At 64.6% G+C, this 17,039-nt stretch carries 17 protein-coding genes; 12 read left to right on the top strand and 5 right to left on the bottom strand.

The genetic code is table 11. From position 1 onward, the window contains the following. The first annotated feature begins 114 nt into the window (after positions 1 to 114). Genes AC4D6D_RS16280 through AC4D6D_RS16270 form a run of 3 tightly spaced genes read left to right on the top strand, consistent with a single transcriptional unit; the run spans position 115 to position 4,771 of the window. A complete protein-coding gene (locus AC4D6D_RS16280) occupies positions 115 to 1,293 on the top strand; it encodes an acyl-CoA dehydrogenase family protein (RefSeq protein WP_491328124.1) in 1,179 nt (392 codons plus the stop codon). 16 nt (positions 1,294 to 1,309) lie between these two features. Beyond that, positions 1,310 to 3,499: a CoA transferase gene (locus AC4D6D_RS16275; RefSeq protein ID WP_491328123.1), complete on the top strand. Its 2,190-nt coding sequence runs from the start codon at positions 1,310 to 1,312 to the stop codon at positions 3,497 to 3,499. A gap of 30 nt (positions 3,500 to 3,529) precedes the next feature. Further along, complete coding sequence (locus tag AC4D6D_RS16270) at positions 3,530 to 4,771, top strand: cytochrome P450 (RefSeq protein ID WP_491328122.1); 1,242 nt, start codon at positions 3,530 to 3,532, stop codon at positions 4,769 to 4,771. Positions 4,772 to 4,818: 47 nt separating this feature from the next. Here the strand turns inward: AC4D6D_RS16270 and AC4D6D_RS16265 are convergent, their stop codons facing one another. Next, positions 4,819 to 5,616: an enoyl-CoA hydratase/isomerase family protein gene (locus AC4D6D_RS16265; RefSeq protein ID WP_491328121.1), complete on the bottom strand. Its 798-nt coding sequence runs from the start codon at positions 5,614 to 5,616 to the stop codon at positions 4,819 to 4,821. A 103-nt stretch (positions 5,617 to 5,719) separates the two neighbouring features. On the opposite strand from AC4D6D_RS16265, the gene AC4D6D_RS16260 reads away from it, so the two are divergent. Continuing rightward, the gene (locus AC4D6D_RS16260) at positions 5,720 to 6,871 is read left to right on the top strand and encodes an acyl-CoA dehydrogenase family protein (RefSeq protein WP_491328120.1); all 1,152 of its coding nucleotides are present in this window, start codon (positions 5,720 to 5,722) and stop codon (positions 6,869 to 6,871) included. Here AC4D6D_RS16260 and AC4D6D_RS16255 read toward each other — a convergent pair. Together AC4D6D_RS16255 and AC4D6D_RS16250 are read right to left on the bottom strand one after the other, a co-directional pair. After that, on the bottom strand, positions 6,840 to 7,241 hold the full coding sequence (locus tag AC4D6D_RS16255; RefSeq protein WP_491328119.1) for a MarR family winged helix-turn-helix transcriptional regulator: 402 nt from the start codon (positions 7,239 to 7,241) through the stop codon (positions 6,840 to 6,842). The genes AC4D6D_RS16260 and AC4D6D_RS16255 overlap by 32 nt on opposite strands. Positions 7,242 to 7,581: 340 nt before the next feature. Continuing rightward, positions 7,582 to 8,070, bottom strand: a complete 489-nt coding sequence (locus AC4D6D_RS16250) for a MarR family winged helix-turn-helix transcriptional regulator (RefSeq protein WP_491328118.1) — start codon at positions 8,068 to 8,070, stop codon at positions 7,582 to 7,584. 161 nt (positions 8,071 to 8,231) lie between these two features. Here AC4D6D_RS16250 and AC4D6D_RS16245 point away from each other — a divergent pair, with 161 nt between their 5' ends. The 5 genes from AC4D6D_RS16245 to AC4D6D_RS16225 are packed head-to-tail and all read left to right on the top strand — an operon-like array spanning position 8,232 to position 12,931. Continuing rightward, positions 8,232 to 9,365, top strand: coding sequence for an Rv3169 family protein (locus AC4D6D_RS16245; RefSeq protein ID WP_491328117.1), 1,134 nt, complete (start codon positions 8,232 to 8,234; stop codon positions 9,363 to 9,365). A gap of 15 nt (positions 9,366 to 9,380) precedes the next feature. After that, a complete protein-coding gene (locus tag AC4D6D_RS16240; RefSeq protein ID WP_491328116.1) occupies positions 9,381 to 10,433 on the top strand; it encodes a phosphotransferase family protein in 1,053 nt (350 codons plus the stop codon). Between the two features lie 16 nt (positions 10,434 to 10,449). After that, entirely contained in the window at positions 10,450 to 10,935 is a 486-nt protein-coding gene (locus AC4D6D_RS16235; protein WP_491328115.1) for a hypothetical protein, read from the top strand. Then, positions 10,932 to 12,152, top strand: a complete 1,221-nt coding sequence (locus AC4D6D_RS16230; RefSeq protein WP_491328114.1) for a phosphotransferase family protein — start codon at positions 10,932 to 10,934, stop codon at positions 12,150 to 12,152. Before AC4D6D_RS16235 ends, AC4D6D_RS16230 begins: the two co-directional genes overlap by 4 nt. Then, positions 12,149 to 12,931, top strand: a complete 783-nt coding sequence (locus AC4D6D_RS16225) for an enoyl-CoA hydratase/isomerase family protein (RefSeq protein WP_491328113.1) — start codon at positions 12,149 to 12,151, stop codon at positions 12,929 to 12,931. The genes AC4D6D_RS16230 and AC4D6D_RS16225 overlap by 4 nt, the downstream gene beginning before the upstream one ends. On the opposite strand, the gene AC4D6D_RS16220 is transcribed toward AC4D6D_RS16225, so the two are convergent. After that, entirely contained in the window at positions 12,932 to 13,243 is a 312-nt protein-coding gene (locus tag AC4D6D_RS16220) for a non-heme iron oxygenase ferredoxin subunit (RefSeq protein WP_491328112.1), read from the bottom strand. A gap of 86 nt (positions 13,244 to 13,329) precedes the next feature. Here AC4D6D_RS16220 and AC4D6D_RS16215 point away from each other — a divergent pair, with 86 nt between their 5' ends. From AC4D6D_RS16215 to AC4D6D_RS16205, 3 genes are read left to right on the top strand one after another with little or no spacing between them, the layout of a single operon-like run. Next, on the top strand, positions 13,330 to 14,889 hold the full coding sequence (locus tag AC4D6D_RS16215) for an AMP-binding protein (RefSeq protein WP_491328111.1): 1,560 nt from the start codon (positions 13,330 to 13,332) through the stop codon (positions 14,887 to 14,889). A gap of 1 nt (position 14,890) precedes the next feature. Next, positions 14,891 to 15,343 carry a MaoC family dehydratase gene (locus tag AC4D6D_RS16210; protein ID WP_491328110.1) on the top strand — a complete coding sequence of 151 codons (453 nt, stop codon included), beginning with the start codon at positions 14,891 to 14,893 and terminating at the stop codon, positions 15,341 to 15,343. After that, entirely contained in the window at positions 15,340 to 16,242 is a 903-nt protein-coding gene (locus tag AC4D6D_RS16205) for an HpcH/HpaI aldolase/citrate lyase family protein (protein ID WP_491328109.1), read from the top strand. Before AC4D6D_RS16210 ends, AC4D6D_RS16205 begins: the two co-directional genes overlap by 4 nt. 52 nt (positions 16,243 to 16,294) lie before the next feature. Here the strand turns inward: AC4D6D_RS16205 and AC4D6D_RS16200 are convergent, their stop codons facing one another. Beyond that, positions 16,295 to 17,035 (bottom strand): antibiotic biosynthesis monooxygenase, encoded by a 741-nt coding sequence (locus AC4D6D_RS16200; protein ID WP_491328108.1) that lies wholly within the window; start codon positions 17,033 to 17,035, stop codon positions 16,295 to 16,297. Positions 17,036 to 17,039 lie beyond the last annotated feature (4 nt).

Below are 17,039 nucleotides of genomic sequence, written 5' to 3'. Positions count from 1 at the left end.
GGAATCGGGCTGTCGGGATTTTGAAACCGTCAAAGTGTTTCAAAGCCGGCAGAAATCCACAGTTGATATATCACAAGCACATCATTAACATGTGTATCAAATTGGGAGATAGGGATGAGCGGCGTTTTCCTGAAGCTGGACCCTCGCAATTTCGAGACGGAAGAAAGCCCCTACGGCGACGAGATGGACATGTTCCGCACCACGGTACGCGCCTTCTTCGATCGCGAGGTCGAACCCCGCTATCGCGAGTTCGAGGCAGCCGGAACCGACCGGGCGATCTGGAACAAGGCCGGTGAGTACGGCATTCTGGGCGCCACCATTCCGGAATCCTACGGCGGCCCAGGCGCCAACCGCTTTTCGATCATGGTGGCGGCGGAAGAGCTGGGCTACTCTCCGGCGGGCGCGACTGCCGGCTCGTTCATCGGCACCGATATCTGCACCAATTTCCTGGTGGACTTCGGCACCGAGGAGCAGAAGCGGAAGTACTTCCCGCGCATCCTCACCGGCGACTGCGTGCAGGCCATGGGCATGACCGAGGCGGAATCCGGCTCCGATGCTTTCGCCGCGCGGACCACTGCCGTCCGCGATGGGGACGAATGGGTCATCAACGGCAGCAAGATCTACATCTCCAATGGCGCCAAGGCCGATGTTACTTACGTCCTGTGCAAGACCGCGCCGGACCTGAAGGCCAAGGGCATGAGCATGATCATCGTGGAGAAGGGCACGCCCGGCTTCACGCAGCAGCGCATGATCACGCAGGGCTACAAGGGGGGAGATACCGGAGAACTGTTCTTCGACGACGTGCGCGTGCCGATCGGCAATCTCGTCGGGCCGGAGAACGGGGCGGCGGCGATGTTCGTGCCCAACATGGCGCTGGACCGCCTGCAGATCGTCGCCCGCTCGATCGGCGCGGCGCAGCGGGCTTTCGAGATGACCCTGGAGCATTGCCAGACCCGCAGGCTGTTCGGCCAACGCCTGATCGATTTCCAGAACACCCAGTTCGTGCTCGCGCAGATGGAAACGGAAATCCGGGTGGGCCGTGCCTTCTACAACTCGCTGCTGCGCAAGGTGGCGACCAACACGATCACCGATGCGGAAAGCTCGATGGCGAAGATCTGGCTGACGGAACTGGAATTCCGCACGCTCGACAGCTGTGTCCAGCTCTGGGGTGGACAGGCGTGGATGGACGATCATCCGATCAGCCGCATGTTCACCGCCGCGCGCGTGCAGCGCATCTTCGCAGGCGCGACCGAACTGATGAAGGACGTTCTGGGCCGCCGCTACACGCGTTGAACGAGGGGGAATGGCGATGACTGCAGCCGGTTTGCTGGAAGGCCTCAAGATCGTCGACCTCGGCGTGGGCATGGCGCCCGCGCTCGCGGCCAAGATGCTGGCCGAACTCGGGGCGGAAGTGACACGGATCGAACCCGAAGGCGGCGATCCCTTCGCGGCAGTCTATCCGGCCTATGCGGTATGGCATGCGCGTGCCCGGAGCGGCGCTCCGGGAGACCTGGATGCCCTGCTGGCCGGTGCCGACGCCTGCATCGTCGGCGGGGAGGATCATCCCGATCTTCCCCGCCGCCGCGACGGTGCCGCGCTGGCGGATCGCTATCCCCACCTCGTCGTGCTCGACATCACCGACGGGCCGGAGGGGACGCGTTATGTGGGCCCTTCCACCGAACTGCTGGCGCAAGTGCGCAGCGGTCTGGTCTGGGAACAGGAACCCGACCGGCCGATCGTGAATGCCTTCGAACCGGGCAGCTACGGCGCGGCGCTGCAAGGAATGATCGGCTTGCTGGGCGCCTTGTTCGAGCGCGAGGCATCGGGGCTGGGACAGCGGGTGACGACTTCGCTTTTCGAGGGTGCCTTGCCCTGGATCGGTACTTATTGGGCGCGGCTTGAAAGTCCCACGCCGATGGCCGATTTCGTGATTCCGCGCGGCGTTGCCCCGTTGATTTTCCAGACCCGCGACAAACGCTTCATCCATATGGCGATCGGCGGCGCGGGTTCGAAATACGGGTTCTATCAGGCGCTGGAGATCGACGATCCCACCGTCCTGCCGGGGGACAGCGGCATGCCCCGGCCGGGGGGGAGCCGGAAGGACTTCTTCGGCGATTACGATCTGCTCGCCGCCCATGTCGCCCGCAAGGATTGCGACGAACTGCTCGCGCGTATCTGGGAGCGCGGACTGCCCGCAGAGGAAGTGCAGAATCCGGGCGCCTGCTGGTCCGATCCGCAGGTTTTGCACAACGGCGTCGTTGTGCGGCAGGCCGACGGCACCCAACACGTCGGCCTGCCCTTTTGCGCCCGGCCGCTTGCAGAAGGCGCTCCAAAGCGAGCGCGCAAGGGAGCGAGGCCGCTGGAAGGCCTGCGCGTGGTCGATTGCGGCGCGTTCGTCGCCGGGCCGCTGGCAGGCGTGGCGCTGGCCGACCTCGGCGCCGACGTGGTGAAAGTCGAGGCGAAGCAGGGCGATCCCAACCGCTCGATCTTCAAGTCCTTCACCGTTGCCAACCATGCCAAGCGGGTGATCGCCGTCGACCTGAAGCATGCCGAAGGGCTGGCCGTGGTGCGGCGGCTGTGCAGCGGGGCGGACGTGGTGATGAACAACTTCCGCCCCGGCGTGGCGCAGCGGCTGGGGGTCGATCCGAAAAGCCTGTCCCAAGTCAATCCGGCGCTGATCGCGCTGGAGGCGCCGGCCTTCGGCAACGACGGTCCGTCAGCCGCCAAGGCGGGTTTCGACATGGTGATGCAGGCCTGGACCGGGCATGAGGTGAAGGCGGCCGGCACCGGCAATGCGCCGCGCTGGAACCGGACCAACCTGGTGGACATCGCCGGGGGCATGATCGGATCGGTCTCGGTGCTGGCGGCTCTGCTCCACCGCGAGCGGACCGGGCGTAGCGTCTCGCTGGAATCGCCGCTGTGCAACGCGGGGATCTATACTTTGTCCGAATTGATCCAGCGGCCCGACGGCAGCTTCGAGGGGATACCCGCGCTCAGTGCCGGTCTCGGCGGCTATTCGCCGCTCGAAAGCCTGTACCGGGCAAAGGATGGCTGGGTGGCCGTCGTGGCGCGCGGCGCGCGGGCTTCGAAGGGACTGCGCCGCGGGCTGGAACTGGACGAGGTCCTTGCCGATGCGCCGGAATCCTGGGGCACAGCGGCGGAGCAGGCCATTGCCGGGCGCGTGGCCGGGCTCGATATCGCCGCGCTCAAGGCGGCGCTGGAGCCTTACGGCGTCTGGGTAGAGGAATGCCGCGACGGCAAGGAGCAGCAAATCCTGACCGACCCCGACCTCATCGCGCGCGGCACCGTGCGTGCAACGCGGCACGCGGCGTTCGGGCAGATCAACGAGATCGGCACGGCCTTTGCGATGTCGCGTTCCGAACTGGGCAACGACCTGCCCGCCCCGATGCCCGGCGCCCACACGCGCGAGATGCTGGCGGCGCTGGGCTACGGGGAAGACACGATCGAGAGTCTCTACGCAGAACAGGCCGTGGCCTGACCCGGCGATACAGAAGGGAAGAGGACGATCATGGGCGTTCAGGACATTGAGGACGTCGATCTGACCAATGCGCCGCGCGAGCGGGGCAAGGCCATGATCGAGGATCTTGACCACATTCGCGAGCAGACGCCGGTCTTCTGGAGCGAGCAGTCGCGGTGCTGGTTCATCACCCGTCACGCCGATGCGGTGGACGCCTTCCAGCGCCGGATTCCCGTCACCAACGACGGGCGCATGTTCCCGGTCTTTCACCTGATCCCGCCCGAGGAGTGGGACACGCGCATCGCCACGCTCGTCAAGTATTCGGACTTGTGGATCACCAGCACCGAGGGGGAGCGCCATGCCCGACTGCGCTCACTGCTGATGAAGGCGCTGAACCGCAAGGTGGTGGAAGGGTTCCGGTCTTACGCAAGGGCGCGTGCCGAGGCGCTGGTCGACAAGATGATCGAAGAGGGGGAACTGGAATTCAACGAAGGCATATCGCGGGCCATGACCGGCGACGTGCTGTTCCAGCTTCTGGGCATGCCCGCCGAACTTACGCCGCAACTGCGCGACTGGGCGACTTGGCTGATGGAAGGCGTCGGGGCGACCGTGCCAACGGCGGAACGGTTGGAGAAAGCCAGCTACGCGCTGGAAAAGATGAACGAGGCGGTTGCCATCGAGCTGGAAAAGCGCCGGGAAGAACCGCGAGAAGACTTCCTGAGCGGCCTGCTCCATGCCTCCGAGGGCGAGGACCGGCTGTCCTATGACGAGATCCTGGCGCAGATGCATGTCGCCATCGTCGCCGGGCACGATACGACGATGAACACGATCACGCTCTCGGTCGATGCCCTTGCTCGCGATCCGGAGGCCTGGGCCTGGGCGCAGGCGAACCAGGACAAGGCGCTGGACATCGTCACCGAGTTGCAGCGCTATATCTCGATGGTCGGCGGGCAACCGCGTCTCGTCTACGAGGATTTCGAACTGCACGGCCATACGATCCGCAAGGGCGACGTCGTTGCCGTGATGATCGCCTCGGCCAACCGCGATCCGGCGGTTTTCCAGAACGCCGACAAGATCGATTTCACCCGCGACAATCGCGCCTCGATGGTTTTCGCACCGGGCATACATTTCTGCCTGGGGCACAACCTCGCCAAGATGCAACTCACCGAATTCCTTGGCGCGATGCTGCGCAAGGTCAAGAAGATCGAGGTTCTGGACGAGGCGCTGGACTTCCTGCCGGTCTGGGTCTTCCGGGGGGTCTACCAGATGAACGTGCGGGTGACGCCGCTGTGACTTGTGCGGCGTAGCCGGATAGGTTCCGGCTGCGCCGCATCTTCGCGTCAAGTGCCCTGAAAACGAGGTGCGCGCTTTTCCGTAAAGGCGGCGATGGCCTCCACGAAGTCCGCCTGCATCGCCACTGTGCCGAGCATGGCGATCTCTGCGTCCATCGCTTCGGCAAGGGTCCTGCCCTGGCCCTGATGGAACAGCCGCTTTGCGCCTTGCGCGGCGGCGACGGGGCCGGCGGCGATGCGTTCCGCCACCGCTGCGGTCCTTGTTTCCAGTTCCTCATCGGCGACGACCCAGTTCGCAAGCCCGAAGCGTTCCGCCGTCGCCGCGTCGATCCGCTCGGCCATGAGCGACATCTGCAAGGCGCGGGAGAGGCCGATCTTGCGGGGCAGGCTCCAGCTCTCGCCGTGATCCGGGGTGTGGGCGAGATCGAGTTGGGGCAGGCTGAACCTTGCGGTCTGCGAAGCCACCACGAGATCGGCGAGCAGTACCAGTTGCAGCGCGACCCCGATGGCATGGCCCCTGACGGAAGCGATCACCGGCTGGGGAACGCGCTGAAGCGCCAGCGCCAGTGGCTTGGACAGCGCGGTGACGGCCTGGGTGAAGCGGTCATGGCGTGCCTGCGGGTCGGGAGAGAGCCAGTCGGCGATATTGCCGATGTCACCGCCGGCGGAGAAGTGCCTGCCGCTGCCTGCAATGACCACGACCCGCGTCTGCGTATCGCTCTCAAGTTCCTCGAAAACCTCGGTCAATTGCCGGGTCATGATGTCATCGATCGCGTTCATCCGTTCGGGTCTGTCGATGGTGATCGTGCAGATTCCCCGCTCCCGCCTGACTGCAATTCGATCCATGGTTTTCTCCCGTTCGCCTGTTTTCGGCCGTTGCCAATTCGCTTGCCGATCTAGTAATCATGCATACAATGATAATGCAAACAAGATTGGGAGAGCGCATACCATGCCGTTGGCAATCGATCCGGACATCTTCGCCGATGGTCACGAGCAGTTTCGCCGCACCGTCCGCCATTTCTTCGAGACACAGGCAGACCCTTTCGTTGAGCAATGGGACGAGGACCATGCAATCCCGCGCAGTTTCTGGCTGAAGGCGGGCGAAGCGGGGATACTGGGCATCGGCGTACCGGAAGAATACGGCGGCCCCGGCGGCGATTTCCTGGACCGCGTCGTGATGACGCAGGAAATGGGCTATTCCGTTTCGGGCGCCAGCATCGGTCCAGCCTTTCAGCGCGACCAGATGTGCGAACAGCTGATGGACTTCGGCACCGATGAGCAGAAGCGCAAGTGGCTGCCGAAGATGGTGAAAGGCGAATGTCTGCTGGCCTTCACCGTGACCGAACCGGATTCGGGCAGCGATCTTGCCTCCATCTGCACGACGGCGGTGCGCGATGGCGACGATTACGTGATCAATGGCGCCAAGACCTATATTTCGGGAATTGCCGATGCCGACTTGTTCATGGTCGCCTGCAAGACCGATCCGGCGGCGGGCGCGCGGGGAATCTCGCTGTTCCTGGTGGAGCGGGAGCGGGCCGGGCTGGGCATCGGGCGCATCCTCAAGAAAATGGGATGCCATGCCTCCAACAACGGCGAACTCGTGTTCGACAACCTGCGGGTGCCGGCGGGCAACCTGTTCGGCCCGCTGAATGGCGGTTTCAAGGTGCTGGTGAAAAGTCTGAACCGGGACCGGTTGATGTGGAGCATCATCGCCCACGCCGCCGCCACCCGCGCCTTCGATCTCACTGTCGATTTCGTGAAGAACCGTAGGGCCTTCGGGCAGACGATCTTCGATTTCCAGAATACCCAGTTCAAGCTGGCGGACATGAAGGCCGACCTCGACGTGGGGCAGGCCTACATCGATCGCTGTCTGCGCACGTATCTGCGGGCCGGGGAAGTGGACATGGCTGAGGCGACCGTGGCCAAGCTATGGCTTCCCGAAATGGAAGGACGGGTGCTGGACCAGTGCGTGCAGCTTCATGGCGGCGCCGGCTACATGCATGAATATCCGGTTTCCCGGCTTTTCACCGCCGGCCGTCTTCACCGCATTTTCGCGGGTACGGCGGAGATCATGCGGCTTCAGATCGGCCGGGTTCTGTAGAACCGTCAAGCGCCGGAGCGCTCTGCGAGGGGCGCTTCCGGTTGCAGCCGTCCATGTCGATCAGGTTGTGCTTCATGCGGCGGAGCACGACTTCGGCGAAGAGGATTTCCTCGACCGTCACGCAGTCCATCATGTCGCGGTTAAGGGCCGCGGCGCGGGCCTGAATGCCTTCCAGCGCCTTCTCGCCCGCGGCCGTCATCACGACGCGCTTGGCACGCCGGTCGACCGGGTCCGCCTTGCGCTCGACATATCCGGAGGCTTCCAGGCGGTCGAGCAGGCCGCCGAGCGCGACTTTGCCGATATCCAGCACATTGGCCAGCTCGGTCTGCATCATTTCGTGGCTGCTGTTGCGCGAGAGGTTGGTCAGCACCCACCATTGAGAACGGGTAATGCCAAGCGGTTTCAGTGCCTTGTCCACGACGGTCCGACGCAGACGGGAGACGTCGTGCAGGAGATAACCGAGACGGAAACGATTAGCGTCGGGGGCAGTCGGAAGATCCATGCCTATTTTTCCTTCGCGCCTGCGGCTTGCAGGTACGCGACGTTGCAGGAGTCTTCTGTTACATCCGTTCGTAAATAGTAAGCAAGTGAAATTTATATAAGTGTAATATAACGATCGTGGACGCGATGCTCCGCTCCGGAGTCCGGATGCCTCGATGTCGGCGCTGGATCGCTGTCTGGGTGAAAGGGAAACTGAACCGGTACGGCGTTCAGCTGCCGTTTTTGCGCAGTTCCGCGTCCATCTCGATGAGCCGCTTTTTCATACGGTGCATGATGTCTTCGGCGAGGCGCACCTCCTGCTCGGTAATGTCGCGCAGGGTTTCCCGGTTGAGTTCGGTGCCCTGTTCCTGCATCTGTTCCAGCACTTCCTCGCCCTTGCGGGTCATGACCACGCGCTTTGCGCGGCGATCATCGGGATCGGCCTTGCGTTCGATGTAGCCCGCAGCCTCCAGCCGGTCGAGCAGGCCGCCGAGCGCCACCTTGCCGATGTCCAGCACGTTGGCGAGTTCGGTCTGCACCATCTCATGGCTGGTGTTGCGCGCCAGGTTGCTCAGAACCCACCACTGCGAACGCGTGATGCCGAGCGGTTTCAGCGCCTTGTCGATGACAGTGCGCCGCAGACGCGAGACATCGTGGATGAGGAAACCCAAACGAAACTGGTTGGAGACTGGGGTTTCCATGTAATCCATCATGCTCATTTATCCGCGAATACCTCATCTTGGCATGCGACTGCCCGGTCAGGCTGTCAAGAAAATTGAGTGGACGTGCTATATAACCATGCAAATGATATGCATGCGAACTTGTATTGACCTTACCATTCTTCGCTCATATGCCTTCGAACATAAAGAGGGAGAGAGATGTGCTGACTCCGCTGGACGAGACGCTGCACCATCAGGCGCCGCTGACCTTCGACCATGTCCATTCCACCGATCATCGCTTCTACGACCGCCAGCTGATGGGCGGTTTCCGCGCCGATGGCGAAGTGGCTTTCCTGGCCGGGATCTCCGTTTTCAAGAACATGAACGTGATCGAGGGTTTTGCCATGGTGCAGACCCGTTCGGCACGCCAATACAACGTCCGCCTTACGCGCCAGCTCAGGCCCATGCCCGATAGTGAGGCCCGGATCGGCCCCTTGTCGCTGACCGTGATCGAGGCGTTCAAGGTGCTGCGATACGAATTGGCGGCAGGGGACTATCCCATTTCGCTGGATGTCCGGTTCGATGCCATGCTGCCGCCCCGGCTTGAGCATCCGCATGTCTCGCGGGGGGATGGACGGCTCCATACCGACTATTTGCGCTACAACCAGCTTGGCCGGATCAGCGGTCATGTCGCCGTGGAAGGAGAGCGTTTCGACGCGGGCGACTGGTTCGGCTGGCGCGATCACAGCTGGGGGGTGCGCCCCGGCGTCGGCGGGTTCGAGCCGATGACCGGAACGGACGGCGCGGGCGGTGTCGCCTCGGCATCGCGCACCGGAGGCAAGGGGCTGTTCCTCGTTCATGCCGGTTTCCAGGCGGGGGTGCTGGGCGGAGCGGTCCAGCTTATCGAGGACGGCGAGGGGCGCCGCATCTATACCGAGGGCGAAGTTCGCGAAGGAACGGCCGATCCGGTCGAGGTCACCGGCATCGAGCATGCGGTGACCTTCCAGCCCGGCACGCGCGTGTTCGATCGCATGAAGCTGGATCTCACGCTGGCGGATGGCCGCGGCATTCCCCTGGAGGCGCGGGCAGTCGGCCGTCCCTGGGTCTACCGCGGGGGCGGCTTCGATGGTGGTTTCGCGGATGGGCAGGGGCAGGGCGTCTGGCGCTCGCGCGAACTGGCGTTCGAGGAGGACAGCTACGACATTTCCGATCCCGAAGCTGTCGTCATGCCCGATGGCACCATCGCCCGGCCGCGCCACCGCGAGCAACTGGCGGTCTGTTCGATCGCCGGCGAGTCCGGCAGCGCCTACATTCCGATGTTCGTCATCGGCCCGCAACCGCGCTTCGGTTTCTGAGGGAGGGAGGGACGGATGATCGACCAGCAATCGCTGACGGACTATTTCTCCGCCCGGATGGGGTCCGACGTGCGGGTATCGCGGTTCAAGCGGACCTTTCCGGGGATCAGCCGCGAGACCTTCCTGGTCTGGACCGAGGAACCGTCCGGCGAAGGCGGCTACGTGTTCCGCACCGATGCCTTGGGCGGGCCGATCTGCCCGGTGCCGCTGGAATACGAATATCGCGTCATCAAGGGTCTCTACCCGACCGCCGTGCCGGTGGCCGAACCGCTCTGGTTCGATGCCGCGCCGGAGATTACCGAGGGGCGCCCGGTCATGGTGCGCCGGATGGTGGACGGCAGCAACGACCTTCCCGGTCTATACGATGTCGGGGATGCCGCCGCCGCCCGGCGGCAGCGGGTGGCGCTGGACCATGCCGAGAAGCTGGCGACGCTCCACTCGCTCGATCTCGAAGCCGCCGGTTTTACGGCCTTCGTGGACATGCCCGCTTCGGCGCAGGACTGCGCCCGGTTCGATTTCGACCGCTGGATGAGCATCTTCCGCGAAGTGCGGACCGATCCCTTCCCACTGGTGACGGAAGCGGCTTACTGGCTGAAGGAGCACCTGCCGACCGGGGCGCCGCGCATCTCGCTGTGCAAGGGCAACAACGGTATGGGCGAGGAGATCTGGAAGGACGATCGCATCGTCGCCCTGTCGGACTGGGAACTGGCCTTTGCGGGCGATCCGGCGCAGGACTGGGCGCTGTCGCAAGGCATGCTGTCGCTGGGCGATGCGGAAACGACGCTGCGCCATTACGAGGATGTCGCGGGGTTTGGCATCGATCGGTCGAGCCTCGATTTCTACCGTGTCTGGGAAGTGTGGAAAGCGGTGCCCACGCTCAACAACGGGCTGCGCCCTTTCCTGTCCGGTGAAAATCCGCGTGTCCCCAGGCTCAACCTGGGCTTCGGGCGGGTCAAGCTGTTCGAGCAGCTGCTCGCGATGATGATCGGCAAGCCGATGGACGAGGCCGCCCATATCGTCGCCGAGTGGCGCAAGAGCCCCTACCGGCCCGAAAACGCAGCAAGCTAAGGGAGAGTCACAGGCCATGATGCCTACAACACAGCAGATGCTCGCCGCCGTGCAGCTTGCGCTTCAGGAGCATGTCGCGCCTGAGGTGGACGACCAGTGGGCGCGGAGCGCGTTGCGCAGCGTCGATGTGATCCTGAACCATCTTCAGGCGCGGGTGCCGGAGGAAGGCCCGATGCTGCATGAGGATAGCGGCGAGTTGTTCGCGCTGCTGTCGCGCGCGCGCGCGCGACTGAACCTTGGCGATGCGGCACTCGGGTCGGCACTCGCCGCGTTCCTTGCCGAAGCGCCCAGCCTGCTGGAAGGCTATTCACGCGTCGAGGCGCTTCAGGCGCTCAACCATCGCGGCCGGGAAGTGGTGGACGGCCTGCTGCACCACTGCCACGAGCACAAGGGCGATGCGGCTGCCGATGCCATCCATGCCGAACTGCGCGCTTGGCTGATTGTCCACGCGAATCGCGAAAGCGGCTTCTTCTTCCCGACCTACGTGGGGAGGCCGGTATGAGCGATCCCCTGCTGGGAGAGAAGCTGCGCAGCGTGCTGGCGGCGGTCCGTGCCGACCTGAAGCCGGGGCTGCCGCCAGGCAATGCCAGCCTGCGCTGCGAACTGGTGGAGATGATGCTGTCCCGCCTTGCCGTCGAGGTGGAGGAGACGGCGCCATCCTTCGCCGGCGTCGCGGCCGAACGCGACTGGCGCAATGCGCGTGAGGGAAAAGTGCTGGCGATGCTCGCGGCGCCGGTCGCCTCGGCCGGATCGGGTGCGGAGCTGGAAATTCCGGCGGAGACCTTCTCCCGCTGGTTCGCCGACAAGGACCCTTCGATCCGCATTGCAAAAGTCACGACGGTGCCCGGCGGCCGTTCCAAGGGCACGATCCTGCTGGACTGCGCCGACGGGCGGCAACTGGTGGTGCGGCGCGACTTCACCGCCGCCGTCACCGGCACTTCGGTCACCGACGAGTTTCCCGTCATCCGGGCCGTCCATGCCGAAGGCCTGCGCGTGCCGGAGCCGCTCTGGCTCGAGCCCTCGCCGGAGGCCATCGGCGGGCGCTTCATCGTCTTCCAGCGGCTGCACGGCACGGCGATGGGAACGCTTTTCTCGACCGATGCGACGCCGGCCTTCTGCCGCGATCTTGCCGCGGAGCTGGCGAAGCTGCACAGCCTCGACATCGACGCGCTGGGACTGGGCGAGAACCTGACGTACGGAAGGGAGGAGCATCCCGTGCGCGCTCATCTCGAAAGCTATGAACGGCGGTATCGCAGCGGCATGGAACCGGTGCCGCTGATCGACGCGGCCTTTGCCTGGCTTCACGGACAGCTTCCGCTGATCGGCAACGTGCGCAGCCTCGTTCACGGGGATGCCGGGCTGCACAATACGCTCGGCGAGGGAGACCGGTTGACGGGCCTGCTGGACTGGGAATTCACCCATGCCGGCGATCCGGCCGAAGACCTTGCCTATTGCCGTTTCCTGGTTTCACGCGTCTTGCCGTGGGAAGAATTCATGGAAGCCTACCACGCGGCGGGCGGCGCCCCGGTCAGCGATGCGCGCATGGCCTTCTTCACGGTCTGGCGCACGCTCCTGCTGTCGGTTCTCACAGGCTTTGCCCGGCATAGCTACGATACCGGGCGGGATCGCGACCTGCGCGTTGCCACGATCGGCTGCAACACGTTCCCGAAGCAATTGCGCGATCTCGCCAACGATCTCGCCCAGGAGATGAAGGCATGAGCGATCCCGAACTGACTTTCGTCATAGACGGTCCCGTCGCCCGCGCGACGATCAACCGGCCGCATGCCATGAACGCAATGAAAAACGGCATGTGGGAGGCGCTCGGCGATCATTTGCGCGCCATCGAGTTCGATCGGGACGTGCGCGTGGTGCTCATCACCGGGGCGGGCGACAACTTCTGCGCGGGCGGCGACGTCAAGGAATTCTCGACCACGCTGGGGATGGGCGACCTCGAGCGCGCGAACCACTGGATGACCAGCGGCGACAAGGGAAACCAGCTCTTCGCGATGATCGAGCGCATTCCCCAGCCGGTGGTCACGCGCATTCGCGGCATGGCGGCGGGGGGCGGGCTGGCCATGGTCTCTGCCGCCGACCTGGCGATCGCATCCGACAACAGCCGGTTCCTGGCGGCGCAGATCCGCGTCGGCGTGATCCCCGATTCCGCCCTCAGCTATAATCTCGTGCGCAATATCGGCCCGAAACGCGCCAAGCAGATCGCCTATCTGGGCGATATCTTCGGCCCCGAAGAGGCGCTGGCGTTCGGCCTTGTCAATTGGGTCGTGCCGGACTCCGAACTGGATGCGCGCACCGAAGCGCTGCTCGCCCGGATCGCCGCCTTGCCGCAGGAAGCGCTCGGGCGGACCAAGCGCGCCATGAACATCGCCCACCGCATCTCCATTACCGACCATCTCGCGCAGGAGACCATCGATATCGGCGCGGTCGTCACCCATCCCGACTATGCGGAGCGGGTGACGGCCTTCATGCAGCGCAAGGCCTGATTACAGGTCCACGAAGACTTCGCCGTTCTCGATGTGGATGGGGTAGATCGCCAGCGGGTCCATGCAGGGCAGGCGGCAGGGCTGTCCGCTGCGGATATCGAAGGCACCGTCGTGCCAGGAGCATATGACCTGGCCTTCCTCGATATATCCGTCTTCGGAAAGGCTGGCTTCGCCATGGGTGCAGACATCGGCGGTGGCGAAGACATCGTCGCCGATCAGGTAGATGGCCAGAGGCGCATGGTCCGGAACCTCCGCCTTGAATATCTCGCCGTCTTCCAGATCGGACAATCGGCATGCTTTCACCAGAGTCATGTGCTGCGCCACTCCCAAATATATTGTTCGACATAATGTACTAGCGAACTATACACATGTAGCTAGCATATCGGGATGGGATTGCAATGGCGACGACATCACTCAAACAGCATCCGCGGCGCTGGGCGCTGGCCACCCCGGAAAGGGCGGTGGCGGTCCATCCCGCTGCGGGCGTGACGATCCGCTATGGCGAGCTGGAAGCCCGGGCGAACCGCTGCGCGCATCTGCTGCGGGCAAGCGGCCTCGGGCGCGGGGATCATTTTGCGATGCTGGTGGAGAACCTGCCGGTCTTTCACGAGATCGTTTGGGCGGGGCACAACGCGGGGCTACTCTACACCGCGATCTCGTGGCGTTTTCATGAGGACGAGATCGCCTTCATCCTGTCCGATTGCGGCGCCCGGCTGGTGTTTTACAGTGCCCGGCAGGCCGCTCTCGTCGCGAATCTGAAGCGCCGGTTGCCGTATCTCGCGTTCGTGGATGTGAGCGATTCCGGGTATGCCGCAGCCTTCCCCTCCACGCCGATCGCCGACGAGAGCCGGGGATCGGACATGCTCTACAGTTCCGGTTCGACCGGACGTCCCAAGGGAATCAGGCAGGTCCTTCCCGATAGCGGGCCCGATAGCGGTATAGACGGACTGTCGCGCATGTTCGCGATCTATGCACAGCGTTACGGCTGGGGCGAGGATACGGTCTACCTGATGCCCTGTCCGCTCTATCACAGCGGGCCGATGCGCTTTGCCATGGCGATGCAGCACCTCGGCGCGGCGCTGGTGGTGATGGATGCGTTCGACGCGGAGGCGGCGCTGGCCCTGGCCGAGCGTTACCGCGTGACCCATGCCCACTGGGTTCCCACGATGCTGGTGCGGCTGCTCAAGCTGCCGGACGCGGTGAAGGCCCGCTACGACCTGTCGTCGCTGCGGGTGATCGTCCACGGCGCCGCGCCGATCGCGCCCGACGTGAAGCGCGCGGCGATCGACTGGTTCGGCCCGATCCTGGAGGAAAGTTACGGCGGCACCGAGGGCAACGGGCTGACGATGATAACCTCGGCCGAGTGGCTGGCCCATCCGGGATCGGTGGGCCGCCCCTTCCTCGGCGCGGTCCATGTGCTGGACGACGAAGGGCGCGAATTGCCCGCCGGAGAAGTGGGCACGATCTGGTTCTCTGGCGGCCCGGCCTTCGCTTATCACGGCGATCCGGAACGCACCGCGCAGGCCCACGACGTGCAGGGACGGAGCACTTTGGGCGACATCGGCTATCTCGATGCGGAGGGCTATGTCTACCTGACCGATCGGCGCGGCAACATGGCCATTTCCGGCGGCGTGAACGTCTTTCCGCAGGAAGCGGAGAACCGCCTGATCTCGCATCCCGAGGTCGCCGATGCCGCGGTCTTCGCCGTGCCGGACGAGGACATGGGCGAAGTGCTCCAGGCCGCCGTCCAGCCGCTGCGCCAAGGCATCGATACGGCGCTGCTGCAAGCCGAACTGGCGGCATGGTGCCGCGCCGGGCTGGCCGCGATCAAGTGTCCGCGCGGGTGGGAATTCCACGAGCGGCTGCCGCGTCACGACACCGGCAAGATCTACACGCGCCACCTGAAACAGGCCTGGCTGGCGCGCCACGAGAACGAACTGAGCAACGAGGGAGGATAGCATGGCAGGAGTCTGGTTCGACGACATGCAGGTCGGTCAGCGGTTCGAGCATCCCATACGCCGCACCGTGACCGAAACCGACAATGTCCTGTTCACCGCGATGACGCACAATCCGGCGCTGCTGCATCTGGACGAGGAATATATGAAGGGCACCGAGTTCGGCGCCCGCATCGTCAATTCGGCCTTCACGCTGGGCCTGATGGTGGGCATTTCCGTGGGAGACACCACGCTCGGTACCGCCGTCGCCAACCTTGGCTGGGACGAGGTGCGCTTTCCGAAGCCGCTCTTCCACGGAGACACGGTCAGCGTCGTCAGCGAAGTGATCGACCTTCGCGAGTCGAAGTCCCGGCCCGAGGCGGGGATCGTGACGTTCCTGCATCAGGCTTTCAACCAGCATGGCGATCTCGTTGCCTCGTGCAAGCGATCGGGCTTGCAACGGAAGCGGGCGACATGAGCGCCGATCTGCCTCTGCGCTCCATGCTGTTCATCCCCGGCGACAGCGAGAAGAAGCTGGCAAAGGTTGCCGGTTGCGGTGCGGATGCGGTGATCCTCGATCTCGAAGATGCGGTGAGCCTGGAGAACAAGCCCCAGGCGCGTGCGCTGGTGGCCGATTTCCTGCGCGCGGCTCCGCCGGGAGAAAGACCGCTGCAATATTGGGTGCGGGTCAATGCCTTCGACACCGGCCTGACGCTGGACGATCTCGCCGCGGTGATGCCGGGCGCGCCGGACGGCATCATGCAGCCCAAGACCGATGGTCCGGAGGATGTGCGCCGCCTGTCCCATTATCTCGATGCGCTGGAAGCGGCGCACGGGGTGGCGCCCGGATCGGTGAAGATCTTGCCCGTCGCGACCGAGACCGCCATTGCGCCTTTCACCCTCGGCCAGTTCGCCACCGCCGGGCTGGAGCGGCTGGCGGGCCTGACATGGGGGGCGGAGGACCTGTCGGCGGCGCTCGGTGCCAGCACCAACCTCGACGAAAGCGGGCAATGGGCCTTCACCTACAAGCTGGCGCGCTCGCTTTGCCTGCTGGCGGCCCACGCCTCCGGGGTACAGGCGATCGATACGCTCTACGTGGACTTTCGCGACGACGACGGCCTTCGTGCGGCTTGCCGCTCGGCAAGGGCGGAAGGGTTTACCGGGCGCATCGCCATCCACCCGGCGCAAGTGGCGGGGATCAATGCGAGCTTCATGCCCTCGCCGGAGGAGCAGGCCCATGCGGCCCGTGTGCTGGCGGCCTTCGCGGCAAGCCCCGGTGCGGGCACTGTGGGGTTGGACGGCAAGATGATCGACATCCCCCATCGCAAGCAGGCCGAACGGGTGCTTGCCCAGGCGGAAGCTTTCGGAATGGCGTAACCCGCTTCGCCGCAGGGCCGGAGCGGGGGCGGCACCGCTCCGGCCCCTGACGTCAGCCGATACCGTGGAGCCGCCGGGGGAAGCGGGTGATGCCGAGCTCTGGCCTGAGCCGGGTCTCGATCGCGGGCGGCAGGGCGCCGAACACGATGGTCCGGCTGTCCGCCAGGCCGAGGATCTGGCTCATGACCGCGCCGCAATTGGCCATGTGCGCCAGCATCGCCTCGGGGTCGCGGTAGACGTCCAGCGCCATGCAGTTGCCCTCTGCATCGAAGAACCATTCGTAGCCCAGCGTGCCGGGATCGAGCGTGCAGGCACGTTCCCATGACTGCCGGGCAAGATCGCGCAGCGGCTTCGCCTGTCCCGCGCGGGGGCGGAACCATGCGAGCGCGTAGACCCGTTCGTCTCCGGGCGGCGGCATGCGGTGCGGAACGGGATCGTCCATTCGCCCGAAAGCGCGGGGTCCCGCATAATCGGTATGGCCGAGCTTGCGGTGCATGCGTTCCTGGAGCGCGTCCGGCACTTGTCCGGCGAAGGTGATCCGCATCTGCGCATGCTCCATCACGCCCGCGACTTTCCCGGCGAGCATCGTGCCGTGGCGTTCCACACCTGCCGGATCGTCGTAGACTTCGATCACATAGCCCTTGCGCCCGTCCTCGCTGAGGAACCATTCGTAATACTGGGTACCGGCAATGTCGGGCAGGATCGCCTCGTGACAGGCGCGCGCGGCCCGTTCGAAATGCGCCGTCCGCCCTTCGTGCACGTCCATCGGCACGAAGCCGTAGATCTTTTCCATGTTT

It is taken from the genome of Novosphingobium sp. BF6 (assembly GCF_058273105.1).
Note: the sequence above shows the minus strand (reverse complement) of the source record. Positions and strands in the feature narration are given on the sequence as shown.

Bases quoted from the DNA above. Each gene is read 5' to 3' on its own strand.
- AC4D6D_RS16240 (WP_491328116.1), top strand. From the start codon at position 9,381: ATGATCGACCAGCAATCGCTGACGGACTATTTCTCCGCCCGGATGGGG.
- AC4D6D_RS16265 (WP_491328121.1), bottom strand. From the start codon at position 5,616: ATGGATCGAATTGCAGTCAGGCGGGAGCGGGGAATCTGCACGATCACC.
- AC4D6D_RS16250 (WP_491328118.1), bottom strand. From the start codon at position 8,070: ATGAGCATGATGGATTACATGGAAACCCCAGTCTCCAACCAGTTTCGT.
- AC4D6D_RS16260 (WP_491328120.1), top strand. From the start codon at position 5,720: ATGCCGTTGGCAATCGATCCGGACATCTTCGCCGATGGTCACGAGCAG.
- AC4D6D_RS16275 (WP_491328123.1), top strand. From the start codon at position 1,310: ATGACTGCAGCCGGTTTGCTGGAAGGCCTCAAGATCGTCGACCTCGGC.
- AC4D6D_RS16270 (WP_491328122.1), top strand. From the start codon at position 3,530: ATGGGCGTTCAGGACATTGAGGACGTCGATCTGACCAATGCGCCGCGC.
- AC4D6D_RS16230 (WP_491328114.1), top strand. From the start codon at position 10,932: ATGAGCGATCCCCTGCTGGGAGAGAAGCTGCGCAGCGTGCTGGCGGCG.
- AC4D6D_RS16205 (WP_491328109.1), top strand. From the start codon at position 15,340: ATGAGCGCCGATCTGCCTCTGCGCTCCATGCTGTTCATCCCCGGCGAC.
- AC4D6D_RS16280 (WP_491328124.1), top strand. From the start codon at position 115: ATGAGCGGCGTTTTCCTGAAGCTGGACCCTCGCAATTTCGAGACGGAA.
- AC4D6D_RS16235 (WP_491328115.1), top strand. From the start codon at position 10,450: ATGATGCCTACAACACAGCAGATGCTCGCCGCCGTGCAGCTTGCGCTT.
- AC4D6D_RS16220 (WP_491328112.1), bottom strand. From the start codon at position 13,243: ATGACTCTGGTGAAAGCATGCCGATTGTCCGATCTGGAAGACGGCGAG.
- AC4D6D_RS16215 (WP_491328111.1), top strand. From the start codon at position 13,330: ATGGCGACGACATCACTCAAACAGCATCCGCGGCGCTGGGCGCTGGCC.
- AC4D6D_RS16210 (WP_491328110.1), top strand. From the start codon at position 14,891: ATGGCAGGAGTCTGGTTCGACGACATGCAGGTCGGTCAGCGGTTCGAG.
- AC4D6D_RS16200 (WP_491328108.1), bottom strand. From the start codon at position 17,035: ATGGAAAAGATCTACGGCTTCGTGCCGATGGACGTGCACGAAGGGCGG.
- AC4D6D_RS16225 (WP_491328113.1), top strand. From the start codon at position 12,149: ATGAGCGATCCCGAACTGACTTTCGTCATAGACGGTCCCGTCGCCCGC.